Here is a 15,846-nt window from a genome sequence, read left to right as displayed (position 1 = left end):
AACTGCGAGTTATGAAAGTTTACTTTTACAAAACTTTAAGTTTACAAAAACATAGATAATTATACATTCTTTTGTCTAAAAAACAAGTGTTTTTATAAGTTTTTACAAACAATTTAGCGCAAATTTTCCCCTGTCCTGACATATTGTAAAGAAGGAGGAGATAACAATGAAATTGAAGGAAACAATGCCAGAGTTTCAAGGCGCAACAGGGTGGCTAAATCGGAAAATTAGAAAGGGTGATTTAAACACGCTGACAATTGTTCATTTTTGGTCAGTGAGCTGTTCGTTATGTAAGGAGCTGCTACCAAGGCTTTATTCTGTTGCTAAAAATTATGAAGTTGAATTAGTAGCGGTGCATATGCCTAGACTACCTGAAGATGAGGAGCTAGCAACAGTCAAGGAAGCCGTACGCCAATTTGATATGAGAGAAGCTGTCTTTTTAGATCATAATAAGCATTTAACAAATCTTTATAATCCTCGCTTTGTACCAGCCTATTATATTTTTGACAAGCAGCAGCAATTACGTCATATTCAAATTGCAGGAAGCATGCGCTTAATTGAAAATAAAATACAATATTTAACAAGAGAAATGCAATAACGAAATCGCTTGTAAACAAAAGTAGTGAGTCGCTCAATGGCAACCAAAAATTAGGACTTGTTGAAAAAGTATAATCCTTTTTCAAACAAGTCTATTTTATTTCACAAAAAGGGAATGTATGTTTGTTTTTGAAGGAGGAATAGATTATAATTTTTATAGAAACTGAAAATGAGATAGAGGAGTGACCTTATGTCAAAAGAGCTAGTAAAGCAACTAGAGCATTGGTATGAAGAACATCAGCATAATCAAATTGTAGAAGCGATTGAACAATTACCTGAGTTAGAGCGACATTATGAAATAGTTGGACACTATGGGCGTGCACTTAATAATCTAGGACGATACGCAGAAGCATTACAACAATTAATGGTGTTTAAAGAACAAGGGCAACAAGATGCAGATTGGCATTGGCGCGTTGGCTATGCTTATTTCTTTATGCATAAATGGCAAGAGGCACTGACTTCCTTTAAAAGAGCGCAGGAATTACGATTTGATGATAGAGCAGAGGCGTATATTATTTATTGTCAAAATATTATGAACGATATAGAGCAGTTAACAGAAGATATTCAACGTGTGCCTTTCCGTACGCGTGATTTTAGTCAATTTTGGGAGAAAAGTGATTATGCAAATGAAAATTATGTAGAAGCAGCGCCTACTGCTGAAATGATTACTTCTATTGAGGAAGAGCTTGGCTATAAATTGCCAGTGGATTATATTTGGTTTATGCAGCAGCAAAATGGCGGTATACCAGCAAATACTTGCTATCCAACTGCTATGCCAATCTCATGGGCAGAGAACCATGTGGCAATTACAGGTATTATGGGTATTGGTCGAGAAAAAACGTATAGCCTGTGTGGCGATTTAGGGAGCAATTTTATGTTGGAAGAATGGGGCTATCCAGCTATTGGTGTCGTCATAGCCGATTGCCCATCAGCAGGTCATGATGTCATTATGCTTGATTATCGTTTTTGTGGGAAAGACGGTGAGCCTGCTGTTGTACATGTAGATCAGGAGGATGATTACTATATTACATTCCTTGCCCCAAACTTTGCGTCCTTTATTGTAGGATTAGTTAATGAGGAAGTATTTGATACATCAGAACAGGATAAACTAGACGATTTGGATAATATTAAGTATGCACCCTTTTCACCATTATTGCAGTCATTATGCGAGAAAACAGGAGAGGGCAAGCGCATAGAGGCAGTTATTCGAGGGATTTGCACCCAAATTGTAGAGGATAAAGGCTATTTTGCTTTACATGCGGATGAGCTATCTATGCTGATGTATGATATCCAATTTTGGCTGTATACAAATGCGAACTCAGAGGTAACACAAGTGCAATATTTAGAAGACTATCAAAACATTATTGCACTTGCACAAGGTTTCAGCACAGGAGGATATGCCCCAGGCTTTATTTCAAGCTGGCTAGAGGAACGAATAGCGCAAGGTGAAATCGTAAATCAGGATGGAGGGCTTAGCTTCACAGCAGAAAAGCTGACTAGTCTACATGTCCAAATGCTGAAAGAGGAGCTAAAACCATTTTATTTGGTAGAACATGATAGCGGAAATATTTCACTTATCTTAAATGTAGGAATTTATAAAGAGGAGTTATTTGAAACAAGAGCAGAGGAAGGATTTCAAGGGAGTGGCTATGATTGGTATTCATTGGCGGATGTTTATTTGCAAGAGAGGCTGCCTGAGCTAGTAAGTGTTGTGCGTTTCGACCCAGAGGCAGACATGTTTTGTGCATACTCTCATGAAAGGGAAGCATTGTTGCAATTTGCTATTGGATTTAAGCATACATGTGAAGATGATAAATTAATTTACGACTTGTTTTCTAGGGCGATATTGGATTAATAGATCAAGCTTTACTTCGCTAGAGCCATTACGTTACACTGTTGACAGCAGAGTTGGAGGCGAAAAAGATGAAAAAGGAATTTGTAGTAATTGGATTAGGGCGCTTTGGTGGGAGCATCGTAAAAGAGTTAGTTTCACTCGGTGCAAATGTAATGGCAATTGATACGTTAAGGGAACGTGTAGATGAATATGCTTCCATTGCAACACAGGCAGTTGTGGCAGATACGACAGATGAAGCGGTCATAAAATCGCTCGGTTTATGGAATTTTGAGCATATTATTGTCGCAATCGGTGAGGATATTCAAGCAAGTATTTTAACAACGCTTATTTTAAAGGAGCATGGCGTTCCCCAAATTACGGTGAAGGCGCAAAATGACTACCATGAAAAAGTGTTAAGAAAAATCGGTGCAGATTTCGTCGTTCATCCAGAGCGTGATATGGGGATACGTATTGCCAATAACATGATGTCAACAAATGTACTTGATTATTTGGAGTTATCAGATGAATATTCCATTATGGAAATTAAAGCGAGCGATAAAATTGCAGGACACAGCTTAATTGACCTTGATATTCGTGCGCAGTATGGTATCAATATTGTCGGCATTAAAAGAGGCGCAACCATTATCGTTTCCCCTGTTCCACAAGATCCAATTTTATTAGGAGATATTTTATTAGTGATTGGTGCAGATGTGGATATTAATCGTTTTGTAAAAAAAGCATTGTAGGAGTATGGCAAAAGACAGAGGGAGACCAGCTAATGCTGACCTCCCTCTATTCGTAGCGCTTTTCGCTAGATGAAGTATTTTTAGTATGATGTTTATGGCGTTCATCTTTAACTTGTTCGTTTAGCTCCTCAACAGGAATCGCATCGACTGTTTTCATATCTTCGTGCATATCGAAAATGCTTTCTTTTTCCGTATCCAACACATCAGGATTATGCAAATGTCTCGTTTTAAATGGTTTATCTTGCTTCATAATTTATCACCTCTCTATTATATGTTTCACCGAAATAAAAAATATTAAACATAAAAGGCTGTTCGAAATGTTAGGCATTAGCCTACGATTCGAACAGCCTTATTTTTTATACTTCCATAATGATTGGTAAAATCATTGGGCGACGCTTGGTCTTTTCATATAAATATGGACCTAAGACATCTGTAATTTCATTTTTTAGCTCTGCCCATTGAATGGATTTATCTTGAATTGTGCGATTTAAATGCTGGTTAAGCATTTTTTGCGCTTCATTAATCATTAAGCCTGATTCACGCATATAGACGAAGCCACGTGAAATAATATCTGGACCTGAAACCATTTTATGCTTTTCCATATCAATGCTAACAACAACGATAACAAGACCTTCCTCAGATAAAATGCGACGATCACGTAAAACGATATTGCCGATATCACCGATACCATTGCCATCAATATAAACATCGCCTGATGGAATACGACCTGCAACATGCGCTTCATTTGCGCTTAATGCTAGCACATCACCATTTTCCATAACAAAGGAATTTTCGATTGGTACATCGCAATCCTCTGCAAGTTGTGTATGCATTTTTAACATGCGGTATTCACCATGGATTGGCATAAAGAATTTCGGCTTCATTAAGCGAAGCATGAGCTTTTGCTCTTCCTGTGAGCCATGTCCAGAAGTATGAATATTATTAAGCGAGCCATGAATGACTTCTGCTCCTGCACGATATAGTAGGTTAATAATTTTATTGACACTAATTTGGTTACCAGGAATTGGTGATGATGAGAAAACAACTGTATCACCAGGCTGGATTTGAATTTGGCGATGTGTACCGTTTGCGATACGAGATAATGCTGCCATTGGTTCACCTTGTGAGCCTGTACATAAAATTAACACTTCGTTCGCAGGTAAACGATTGATGCTACCTGCATCAACAAAAGTTTCCTTTGGAGCTGAAATGTAGCCTAGCTCTCGGCCGATTGTAATGGCATTATCCATAGAACGACCAAATACTGCAACCTTGCGTCCGTGTGCTACCGCTGCATCTGTTACTTGCTGCAAGCGATGGATGTTCGATGCGAATGTCGCAAAAATAATGCGTCCCCCAACTTTGCGGAATACATCATCAATGCTTTCTCCAACTTTACGCTCAGACATCGTAAAGTTTGGTACCTCAGCATTTGTACTATCTGATAATAGACATAGTACACCGTCACGACCGATTTCTGCCATTTTTGTTAAGTTTGCTGGCTCCCCAACTGGTGTAAAGTCAAATTTGAAATCTCCTGTATGCACAATATTGCCAGGTGGCGTTTTAACAACGATACCATATGCATCTGGAATACTATGTGTTGTACGGAAGAAGCTAACTGACGTTTTACGGAATTTAATGACATCGTCTTCCTTAATTTCAATCATCTTCGTTGTACGCAATAAGCCGTGTTCTTCTAGCTTGTTGCGAAGTAGGCCTAGCGCTAATTTGCCGCCATAAACAGGAACATTTAGCTGGCGTAATAAGTATGGAATGCCACCGATATGATCCTCATGCCCATGTGTAATAAATAAGCCCTTAATTTTGTCTACATTACGTACTAAGTATGTGTAGTCTGGAATTACATAATCAATTCCTAGTAAATCGTCTTCAGGAAATTTAATACCTGCATCGATTAAAATAATTTCATCTTGGAATTGAACGCCGTATGTGTTTTTGCCGATTTCACCCAGTCCGCCGAGTGCGAAAACAGCTGCTTGATCATTTTTAACAAATTTCATAAATATTAGGCGTTCTCCAGATGGAAGTTTGGACTCGCTTGTTCATACTCTAGATAATTGCCCTCTAAAAGCTGAACAAGTTCAATATTATAGTTTCGTTCTTTTAAGTAGGCGCGTACTTCACGCTCTGAAGAAGCTTCTACATAAAGTGTTTTAGTGTTTTCGCGAACTGGAGTTTCATGCTTGTTTTCTTGATAATAAACTTTGTAAATCATATGGACTCTCCTTTTAATTACGTACATTATTATTGCATTTAAAACTCTATATGCATGATAACATGTCTGAAATGTCTATATAACAAATAGAAAATAAATGCATTTCCTTTATATTATCATGCGTTTCCTTTAAAATAAAGAAAAGCCCTCCAAAAGAAGGGCTTAAGCAATTGATTTTTTTCCGAGGACGCCATTTAATCGTTTCAACAATTTCTTTTTGAGTCGTTTCAGCATGGCACATCACTCCTTGAGGAAATTATACTGAATTTTTTGACTTTTGTAAAGGAGAATGAATAGATATGAAAAAAATTTTATTTTTTGATGTAGATGGCACGCTTTATAATAGTGATAAAAAGCTCCCTAATTCTGCAAAGGAGGCTATATTAGCAGCGCGCGCTAACGGCTATGAAATTGCGATTGCAACAGGGCGTGCTCCTTACATGATTGAGGAATTGCGAGAGGAGCTTGACATTGATACATATGTCACATTAAACGGGCAATATGTTGTCTATAAAGGTGAGGTTATTTTTTCAGATGGGCTTAGCAATGAGCGTTTAGAGGAGCTTGTGACATTCAGCTCAGTACAAGGACATCCACTTGTTTTTATTGATGAAAAGCAAATGATTGCTTCCATGCCAGAGCATGAGGGAGTTCGTTGTAGCTTAGAGACATTGGATTGTCCGTATCCACAAGTTGTGCCTGATTATTATAAAAGTCATCCAGTTTATCAAACATTAGTTTTCATGAGAGAGAATGAGGAAGCTGGCTATATGAAAGCATTCCCAGATGTACAATTTGTGCGCTGGCATGCGGAAGTATGTGATGTATTACCACAAGGAGGCTCAAAGGCACGCGGCATTGAAAAGTTAATTGAAAAAATCGGCATAGCAATGGAAGATACAATTGCCTTTGGCGATGGTTTAAATGATATTGAAATGCTTCAGACAGTAGGAATCGGTGTTGCGATGGGCAATGGTCATGCGCAGGCTAAAGAAGTAGCAGATGTACAGGCATCACATGTGGATGATGATGGCTTAGCGAAAGCGATGAAGGAATTAGGTCTTGTCTAATTAACAGAGATGTATATAAGCAATGAGGGGAAGGAGAAGAGAAGGTGGCAGGTGAGAAAATATTAATAGTTGAAGATGATGAAGATATTATGGAAGTATTAGCCTTATCGATGAAGAGTGCAAATTATATAGTATCACAAGCAACAACTTTCCAAGAAGGCTGGGATGCTGTAGCGAAAAAACAGCCAGATTTAATTTTATTAGATGTCAACTTACCTGATGGAGATGGCTTTCAGTTAGCTAAAAAAATTCGGGAAATATCAGATGCTATTATTATTTTTGTAACTGTAAACCATCTTATTGATGAGAAATTGCACGGCTTTGAGGTAGGGGCAGATGATTATGTTACGAAGCCTTTTATTCCAAAAGAGCTCGTGGCACGTGTACAGGCGCATTTGAAAAGAAGAGTGGCAACAGCAAGTCAGCAAATTATAAAGTTAGATCAGCTAGAAGTGCATATAGATGATAAGATGGTTTATAAACAAGGGCAGCTCGTCAATTTATTTACAAAGGAAAGACAGCTGCTATTTTACTTAATCGAAAATATAAATAAAGTGCTTAGTGTAGAGCAATTAATTAATCACGCTTGGGGCTTTGATGGCACAGCAGATGCGAAAACTTTATCTGTGCATATGAGCACATTGCGTCGAAAAATTGAAGATAATCCTTCACAGCCAAAGTATATACAAACAGTGCGAGGCTTTGGCTATATTTTTAGTAATAAAGATTAGTAGTGTGTAAATGATGTTATAAAACCCGAACAATTTTATTCAGAAAATTGTTCGGGTTTTCCTTATGAGAAAATAATTTATTGTCAATCCTTTAACAATGGTAATGTAAAGATAAAGGTTGAGCCACTATGCTCGGTGCTTGTTACGCTAATTTCTCCTTGATGCTGTGAAATAATTTGCTGGCAAATGGCAAGACCGAGACCGTGTGAATTTTTAATGTTTGAATTGGAAGCTCTATAGTAGCTATCAAATATAAACGGTATGTCTTTTGTAGGTATGCCGATACCGCTATCTTTAATTGAACAAATGAAATGCTCATCATTTGTGTAAATTGCTAATTCAATGCTCCCCTTTTTCGTATATTTCATAGCATTTGACATAATATTTTCAAATACTTGCTGTATACGTGCAGTATCGACGAGTAGCTGCGCGTATGGAGAACCATAAAAATTGGCGCTGTACTGCAAGCCGAGCTGCTTAATTTCATGCTCATAGCGTAACTCAAATTGCTGGAACAGCTCCTTTGCGCTAATTTTGCTAAATTGGTATTCAGCTCTACCAGATTCTAAATTAGCTAAATCAAATAAATCCTGAATCAGCACATTTAAAGAAAGCAGTCGATCTTTACCGCGTGTTAAATATTTTATTTTCTCCTCTTCTTCTGTAATAACACCATCTAAAATAAGCTCAATATAACCGAGAGAAGAAGTAATGGGTGAACGCAATTCATGAGAAATACTATGCAATAATTTTTTGCGCTCTAGCTCATTTTGCGCTAATTGCTCGTTTACTTTTTTCAAATGCTGGTTTGTTTCATCAACTTGCTTTGTACGTGCCTGCACATGCTGCTCTAGCTCCTCATAAATTTGAGCATTCTCAATGGAAATGGCAATTTGTGTAGAAAGCATTTTTAACAAATCGATATGTGTTGCGTGAAAAGCATTTGCTGTTACAGTATTTTCTAAATATAAAACTGCAATAATTTCACGTTTATGATGGATTGGCAAGCATAAAATCGACTTAGCTGCTGAGGATGTGCGCAATAATGCATTTGGCACTTTCGTATTTTGAATAATACAAGGCTCCTCACTTTGTATAACGTACCGCACAATAGACTGCATATTTTCATGAAATTGCTCTAGCTGCTGCTGCTCATATGTGGCAAAAATCGTATTATCGGCCTCTGCCTTTGCTAAAACGATAAGCTCGTCAGCGCGTTTATGAATGAAGTAGCCTACCGTTGCACTAGCATGCCTCAATAATGAAAATAAAATATTGTGCAGTAAGCGTTCCATTTGAATATCCTTTGCAAAGGATTGCGCAGTTTCTAACACAGTCATCATTTCAAAGCTACTATTTAAATAACTTTGCTGCTCTATAATTGGCATACTATGAACAGCATATTGCACCTCCCAATACTTTGCGACTGTTTCCGCCTCCCATTGGCGAGCTGCTTGAATAGCCTGCCTGCTGTAATAAAGAGCTGTCAGATCATCGTCCTTCATTTTATAGTAGTTTGCTGCACGCTCATAAGCAATGGCGCTATCTTGTATAAAATGGCGCATTTTTGCTAACTGTATTGCACGATCATAATAAAGTTTTGCTTTGTCATCCTCATGATGAAGATGGTAGTCTTCAGCAAGTAGCAGTAAATATAAATGCTCGTAGTGCTGTGGTGCGAATTTTACCCATTTTTTAAACTTCTGCATGCTTTCTTTAATTTCTGCACGATATACCTTTTGCTCTTGGCGGCTCCCTTTTTGCTGATGCAGCCAATTGAATTGCCATAATGCACGATAAAAATAATAAAGCGTCGTAACAGGCAAATCGAAAACCTCTTTATAAATAGGGCTTATTAACGATAATACAGCTAACCCTTGCTGCTCATTATGAAGTAAAAAGGACATTTGCAGGCGAACTGAATAATGCATCATTTTAATAATAGGCTGATCCTGTATCGCGAATGGATAGGACCATTCAATCGGGTGATGTGGATCACGCAATACATTCATCCATAAAGCCATCTCTGCTAAAAAGTCAATTGTTAAAGGCGTTGCATTTAATGAGAATTCATCCTGCTGCTGCTTGATTTCCTGCTGCAAATTGGAGATGGTTGTGCCACGAATAAGCTGTGCAACAAAGATAAAGCAGGAGGCAGTTGTTACAATTACATGGAGCCCAATTTCACGACAATATTGCTGTGCCCTGCTCATATAATTGATGCTCGTTTCATATGAATCTGTCCAATGGCTAATAAATAAGCCATATACATAGTAGACATGCCCTTTTATATAAATGCTGTCCTGCTTGTCAGCTACTTCGATTGCCAGTTGGCTAAAGTGAATCGATTCTTTAATATTGCCAAAGCCTGAATTTAGCAGCATGGCATAATTAATTAAAATAATGCCACCCTTTGCGCCAAGCCCATACTTTAATTGCAATCGAAATGCACGCATTAAAGCAATGCCTGATAAATTAGAGTCGACCCTTACAGTGCTTGCAACCATATTAATTAATATTTGAGTGACAATATCAATTTCCTTGTTTTCAAGGCTTGAAGCAGTTAGCAATTGTTGGTCTGACTTGCCGCGTAAAGCAAGCTGTAGCTTTATTAGTTCGTTCAATACTTGAAGCTTGTTAGGGCGTGCTGGAATTTGCATATTGGCTTCTGCCAGGCCTGTTAAACCAGCTTGAATGCTAGTATGTGGATCATCTGTCTCAATATAAAGCCATGTTTTTAAATTATAAATTGTTAGCTTTTCAAGCAGTGTTTCACAATAGAGTAGGGCTTCTGATAAATGTTTATCGGATGATTCCATTTGTCCCAGCAAGCATTCACATTCTCCTAGATGAATATAAATATCCAATGCTTCTTTACGCATGATTTGCCAGCAATTTGCCGGAAGTAAATCTCGACTGATTGTTAAAAAATAGAGCGCATTTTCTAAAAGTCCAACTTTTTTAGTGCTCACACCAAGCTGGTAATTCCAGATTGCTAACTGATATTTTTCTTGCTCGCTTAGCAATGAGCAACAGTAGTTGAGGTGTTTCACAACTTCCTGTAGTTCATAGCTATCTTGTGAATGATCAAGTAATGTTGTAAAAAGCTGACCGATTTGATAATGTAGCTCAAGCTTTTGTGCTTCGGGAATTCTTTTATAGGCAGCTTGTTGAAAGCGATTATGAACGAATTGGAACGTCAACCTGTGCGTTAAAAGCACTTCCTCTAATTCAAGCTGACTCGCCCATTTAAAATCTGTATTTAAAGGAATAATAAAGCCTGTTGTAATAAGTGCATCAAGTAGCTGTAGCAGCTCTTGGTCTGTAAAGTTAACGAGCTTGCGCAATATATGAAAATCAAATTTAGCTCCTAAGCAAGCAGCGATTTGTAAAACATGTAACGTATCCTTCTGTAAATTTGCCAATTTATTTTCAAGAAAGAGCAATAACTCAGAATTTAGTGCAACTTGGTTAAATTTTTGGATATCGAATTTCCATTGTTTTGAGTCAAAATCCAAATAAATCGTATTGTCCTGCTGCAAGGAACGAAAGGCTTCTTTAATGAACAATGGGTTACCATTTGTTAAGTTCATTAAATGCTTGACGATTTCCTCCATTGTTGATGTTTGCATATGAAGCGATTCTTGCAGCCAAAATGTAATGTCTTCTTTTGTCAATGCTGTTAGCTCAATATGCTTATAAAAAGGGAGAATGAGCTTTAATTGCTTTTCCTCTGCTTTACTTTTTTCGTTAATACGCAACGTACTAATGAACAATAAATAGCCTTCACGATGCTGCTCATAAATATCAATTAATGCCTGCAATGTATTTTTATCAGCCCAATGTAAGTCATCAATTAATAATACAATTGGCTTTTTCTGAAGTGCAAAGCATCGCAATATTTTTTTTATACTATTAAATAAATGGGCTTGTAATTGCTTACTATCATCATAATATTCATCTTGAATGCTATCGTTATCATAAAACCATCGTAGCTCTGGCAGTAAAACAACTAAATCTGAGGTTACATGCAGTTGCCCTTTTTCAAAATGATTACGCCAGCTACTAACGGTGTGTTCACCTTCCATATAAAGCTGCTTTAATAAATCACGCAATGGATAAATAACTGAAGCAAAATCATTTTCCAATTGCAGCTGATTGTATTTTGTTTCGGTAAAATAGCCTTTTGCTGTCGCTATTTCTCCTTTTAGTCCATAAACAAGCTGGGATTTTCCGACGCCTGCTTCCCCAGAAATAAGCGCGAATTTTTTGTCACCACTCGTCACCTGCTCAAATAAATGAGTCAGTGTTGCTACATGTTGCTCGCGACCATACAGCTTATTTGTCAATGTTGGAGACAATGCGATATCTCCAGTGCCTAAAGTGAAATTCTCAAGCAATTCATCAGCGAGCAAAGCTTTTTGAATAGCAAGCAAATCCTCTCTTAAACCAACAGCACTTTGATAACGAGCACTTGGATTTTTTTCAAGTAATTTTTCGATGATTTGCCAAATAATAAAAGTATTTTGGTGCTGTGTTGCCAATAATTGCGCAGGCTTTTTCGTTAAAATGTTGTAAATAATATCGATAGTATTTTGCCCTGTAAATGGTGGTGCACCACTCAATAGCTGATAAAAAATGGCACCAAGTGCATATAAATCAGCACGATAGTCAATAGCTATATTTAACCTTCCTGTTTGCTCAGGGGCATAATATGGAAGCTGCTGCAAATGTGGCTGTGTATTATTCATAACAATCGGAGTACCTATATTATATTTGATGCTCATATCACTACTTAGCAGCTTTAGCTTCAAGGATTCAGGCTGAATTAAAATATGGTATGGATTTAGCGCTAAAAATAATAATTGATTTTGATGCAAGCTAATACAAATATTGCTTAAATCAATAGCTACCTGCAAAAATTGCGAAATTGTCATGTTTTTAAAATTAATTAGAGGAATGCCATCGAAATTTTCATAAATGAGTCCGTAATGTTGGTCAATATAATCAACCGTAATAGGCTTTAATAGCCAAGGACTTGTATCGTTAGCAAATAGAGCAAGCTCATAATTTAATCGAGCGCGATATTCAGCAGAATTTTGATGAATGCTTTTGACAAGCATTCTATTATGAAATTTATCGATATACATTCGCTGTAAGTGCCAACCTTGATTTGTTTGCAAAATAATATGATTTTTCAATGTGCAACACCTCCAAATACCATGTTTTTTTTATTATAAAAGATAGAGGTTAAAATTAGGTTAAATAAAAAAAGTTGTTTGAAAAGATATGTACCTTTTCAAACAACTTTGATTGGGCTACTTAGAAAGTCATTTTTAAACAGCAAAAAATGAGATGGACACACGCTCCAACAGCGCTTATTCTCGAATAAATGGCGTTGCGTCTGGTATTTCAGCAAATGGATTTTGCTCGTTAATACGATCATAAAACATGATGCCATTTAAATGATCTAGCTCATGCTGGAAGGCGATAGCAGACAAACCTTTTAAGCGTAGTTTTTTCTCTTCGCCATCTATTGTTGTAAATTTAACTGTAATACGTGCATAGCGAGGAACATAACCAGGTACAGCACGATCAACAGAAAGACAGCCTTCTCCAGATTCAATATATGTTTGTTCAACAGAGTGGCTAACGATTTTTGGATTGATTGCTACAAAGCTAAATTGCTCTCCATTATCGTCTGTTAAATGTAGGGCAAACATGCGCTTTAAGCTATTTACTTGATTAGCTGCCAAGCCAATGCCTGGGCGTAAACCATATTTCTCAGCAACTTCCTCATTTTGGCTATTCTTTAAGTATTGCAGCATATCCTCCGCTAATTTGCGGTCTTCCGTAGTTAAAGGAAATGCAACTTCCTCAGTACGAGTACGCAGTATTGGATGACCTTCACGTATAATATGTTCCATTAAAATCATAAAAAAGCTTCCTTTCTCTATTTAAACTCTCTTTTATCAGTATACAATATGTCGCTAGCTGTTCAACGCCAAAAGCTCAGAATTTATCAGAATTCAGCATTCATCCCTCCACTTCTACAGGTGGAGGGATGAATGCTGATAAAGTCTCCGGCGGATGTCAGGGATTTTGCGATGGGTAACCGCAGAAGTATTGCTTATTTTTGATGAAAAGTATCAAGCTTAGAAAACTTACCGCTCTATTTTAGAAGAGGAGTTTTCGAGCTTGAAAAAATTCGAACGAGAGTTATCTGAGCTGTAATTGATTTAGTAAAAAAAGCGCATGATAAACAATGGTCAAGGTATTCAGCAGTATGTTTAAAAGCTGAATACGTATGAATTAGTCATTTGTTATAATACAGATTAGTTGCTAATGTATAACAGAGAGAGCGTTTTCATTTTGGATGTCGAAATATGAAGAAATGTGCTTAATAAAGAATAACAAATGATTGACCGATACAATTTTATTATTTATACTCAAGGAGAAGAATTTGTTGTACTAATAATTATTAATTATTTTTTAATACAGTTGAAAGGGAGTTGTACTACACATGGGTGAAAATATTTTGAACAAATTTGATCCAACAGCAACGTTACATGAAATTGAAGATAAATTTCAGATGTTCCAAATTTTAAATGAAGAAGGGGAAATCGTTAATGAAGAAGCGAATCCGAATTTATCGGATGAAGAGCTTGTTGAATTAATGACACGTATGGTTTACACACGTATTTTAGACCAACGTTCGATTTCTTTAAACCGTCAAGGACGTTTAGGTTTCTATGCGCCAACGGCTGGACAAGAAGCATCACAGCTTGCTTCTCATTTTGCACTTGAAAAAGAAGACTGGATTTTACCAGGCTACCGTGATGTACCACAAATCGTATGGCATGGTTTACCTTTATGGAAAGCATTCTTATTTAGCCGCGGTCACTTTATTGGTAACCAAGTACCAGAAGGCGTAAATGTTTTAGCTCCACAAATTATTATTGGTGCTCAATACATTCAAGCAGCTGGTGTTGCACTTGGCTTACAAAAGCGCGGTAAAAAATCAGTAGCAATTACGTATACAGGTGATGGTGGTTCATCACAAGGTGATTTCTATGAAGGAATCAACTTTGCAGGTGCGTTCAAATCACCAGCAATCTTTATCGTACAAAACAACCAATACGCAATTTCAACACCACGTGAATTGCAAACTTCTGCAAAAACAATTGCCCAAAAAGGGATTGCAGCAGGTATTCCAAGCGTATTAGTAGACGGTATGGACCCATTAGCAGTGTATGTAGCGACACGCGATGCACGTGAGCGCGCAGTTCGCGGCGAAGGCCCAACGTTAATTGAAACAATGTGTTACCGTTATGGTCCACATACAATGGCAGGGGATGACCCAACACGTTACCGTACAGCAGATACAGATAACGAGTGGGCAGCGAAAGACCCAATCGTGCGCTTCCGTAAATATTTAGAAGCAAAAGGTTTATGGTCTGAGCAAAAAGAGGAAGAAGTAATTGAGCGTGCGAAGGAAGAAATTAAAGAAGCGATTAAATTAGCTGACCAAGCACCGAAACAAAAAGTAACGGAATTAATTGAAAATATGCATGCAAGTGAAATGCCATATAACTTACAAGAACAGTATGCAATTTATAAAGAGAAGGAGTCGAAATAAGCTATGGCACAAATGACGATGATTCAAGCGATTACGGATGCACTACGTTGCGAATTACAGAACGATGAGAACGTTCTAGTATTTGGGGAAGACGTTGGTGTAAACGGCGGGGTATTCCGTGCAACGGAAGGCTTACAAAAAGAATTTGGTGTAGACCGAGTATTCGATACACCTCTTGCAGAATCAGGAATCGGGGGCTTAGCGATCGGTTTAGCTCTTGAGGGATTCCGTCCTGTACCAGAAATTCAATTTTTCGGCTTCGTCTATGAAGTAATGGACTCAATTAGCGGGCAATTAGCTCGTTTACGCTATCGTTCAGGTGGTACATACAATGCGCCTGTAACAATTCGTTCACCATTCGGTGGTGGTGTACACACGCCAGAGATGCACTCAGACAGCTTAGAAGGTTTAATGGCACAGCAACCAGGTTTAAAAGTTGTTATTCCATCAACACCTTATGACGCAAAAGGATTATTAATTTCATCAATTCGTGATAATGACCCAGTTATTTTCTTAGAGCATTTAAAACTTTACCGTTCATTCCGTGAAGAGGTGCCTGAAGAGTCTTACACAGTTCCACTTGGCAAAGCGGATGTAAAGCGTGAAGGGAAAGACCTATCAATTATTGCATACGGCTTAATGGTACATGAAAGCTTAAAAGCAGCAGAAGAATTAGAAAAAGAAGGCTATTCAGTAGAAGTTGTTGACTTACGTACAATTCAGCCTTTAGATATCGAAACAATTATCGCTTCTGTGGAAAAAACAGGTCGCGCAGTCGTTGTACAAGAAGCGCAAAAGCAAGCAGGTATTGCAGCGAACGTTGTAGCAGAAATTACAGAGCGTGCAATTTTAAGCTTAGAAGCACCAGTTTTACGCGTAGCAGCTCCAGATACAATTTATCCATTCCCACAAGCAGAAGGTGTATGGTTACCAACGTATAAAGATGTAATGGAAACGGCGAAAAAAGTTTTAACATTCTAATGAAGTGAG

At 37.6% G+C, this 15,846-nt stretch carries 12 protein-coding genes; 7 read left to right on the top strand and 5 right to left on the bottom strand.

All coding sequences use genetic code 11. The features are described 5' to 3' along the window. The first annotated feature begins 166 nt into the window (after nt 1-166). From R6U77_RS00285 to R6U77_RS00275, 3 genes are all read left to right on the top strand, one after another. Nucleotides 167-598, top strand: a complete 432-nt coding sequence (locus tag R6U77_RS00285) for a thioredoxin domain-containing protein (protein ID WP_319836960.1) — start codon at nt 167-169, stop codon at nt 596-598. Nucleotides 599-787: 189 nt separating this feature from the next. Next, a complete protein-coding gene (locus R6U77_RS00280) occupies nt 788-2,452 on the top strand; it encodes an Imm51 family immunity protein (protein ID WP_319836959.1) in 1,665 nt (554 codons plus the stop codon). A gap of 68 nt (nt 2,453-2,520) precedes the next feature. After that, nucleotides 2,521-3,177 carry a potassium channel family protein gene (locus R6U77_RS00275; protein WP_293922407.1) on the top strand — a complete coding sequence of 219 codons (657 nt, stop codon included), beginning with the start codon at nt 2,521-2,523 and terminating at the stop codon, nt 3,175-3,177. A 46-nt stretch (nt 3,178-3,223) separates the two neighbouring features. Here R6U77_RS00275 and R6U77_RS00270 read toward each other — a convergent pair whose 3' ends face one another. The 3 genes from R6U77_RS00270 to R6U77_RS00260 all read right to left on the bottom strand — a co-directional run bounded on the left by R6U77_RS00270 (nt 3,224) and on the right by R6U77_RS00260 (nt 5,416). Next, on the bottom strand, nt 3,224-3,427 hold the full coding sequence (locus R6U77_RS00270; RefSeq protein WP_293922410.1) for a hypothetical protein: 204 nt from the start codon (nt 3,425-3,427) through the stop codon (nt 3,224-3,226). A 106-nt stretch (nt 3,428-3,533) separates the two neighbouring features. Further along, nucleotides 3,534-5,201 carry a ribonuclease J1 gene (gene rnjA / locus R6U77_RS00265; protein ID WP_319836958.1) on the bottom strand — a complete coding sequence of 556 codons (1,668 nt, stop codon included), beginning with the start codon at nt 5,199-5,201 and terminating at the stop codon, nt 3,534-3,536. Nucleotides 5,202-5,206: 5 nt separating this feature from the next. Beyond that, the gene (locus R6U77_RS00260; protein ID WP_319836957.1) at nt 5,207-5,416 is read right to left on the bottom strand and encodes a DNA-dependent RNA polymerase subunit epsilon; all 210 of its coding nucleotides are present in this window, start codon (nt 5,414-5,416) and stop codon (nt 5,207-5,209) included. A 299-nt stretch (nt 5,417-5,715) separates the two neighbouring features. Between R6U77_RS00260 and R6U77_RS00255 the strand changes: the two genes are divergently transcribed. Both R6U77_RS00255 and R6U77_RS00250 read left to right on the top strand, forming a co-directional pair. Beyond that, nucleotides 5,716-6,486, top strand: coding sequence for a Cof-type HAD-IIB family hydrolase (locus tag R6U77_RS00255; RefSeq protein ID WP_319836956.1), 771 nt, complete (start codon nt 5,716-5,718; stop codon nt 6,484-6,486). 44 nt (nt 6,487-6,530) lie between these two features. Continuing rightward, a complete protein-coding gene (locus tag R6U77_RS00250; RefSeq protein WP_319836955.1) occupies nt 6,531-7,217 on the top strand; it encodes a response regulator transcription factor in 687 nt (228 codons plus the stop codon). A gap of 83 nt (nt 7,218-7,300) precedes the next feature. On the opposite strand, the gene R6U77_RS00245 is transcribed toward R6U77_RS00250, so the two are convergent. Together R6U77_RS00245 and def are read right to left on the bottom strand one after the other, a co-directional pair. After that, nucleotides 7,301-12,418 carry an ATP-binding protein gene (locus tag R6U77_RS00245; RefSeq protein ID WP_319836954.1) on the bottom strand — a complete coding sequence of 1,706 codons (5,118 nt, stop codon included), beginning with the start codon at nt 12,416-12,418 and terminating at the stop codon, nt 7,301-7,303. Between the two features lie 177 nt (nt 12,419-12,595). Further along, complete coding sequence (gene def, locus R6U77_RS00240; protein ID WP_319836953.1) at nt 12,596-13,153, bottom strand: peptide deformylase; 558 nt, start codon at nt 13,151-13,153, stop codon at nt 12,596-12,598. 587 nt (nt 13,154-13,740) lie between these two features. Between def and pdhA the strand changes: the two genes are divergently transcribed. Both pdhA and R6U77_RS00230 read left to right on the top strand, forming a co-directional pair. Beyond that, a complete protein-coding gene (gene pdhA / locus R6U77_RS00235; protein ID WP_293922423.1) occupies nt 13,741-14,856 on the top strand; it encodes a pyruvate dehydrogenase (acetyl-transferring) E1 component subunit alpha in 1,116 nt (371 codons plus the stop codon). A gap of 3 nt (nt 14,857-14,859) precedes the next feature. Further along, nucleotides 14,860-15,837 (top strand): alpha-ketoacid dehydrogenase subunit beta, encoded by a 978-nt coding sequence (locus tag R6U77_RS00230; protein WP_293922425.1) that lies wholly within the window; start codon nt 14,860-14,862, stop codon nt 15,835-15,837. Nucleotides 15,838-15,846 lie beyond the last annotated feature (9 nt).

Origin of the sequence: Lysinibacillus louembei (assembly GCF_033880585.1) — a bacterium.
GTDB lineage: Bacteria > Bacillota > Bacilli > Bacillales_A > Planococcaceae > Metasolibacillus > Metasolibacillus louembei.
Note: the sequence above shows the minus strand (reverse complement) of the source record. Positions and strands in the feature narration are given on the sequence as shown.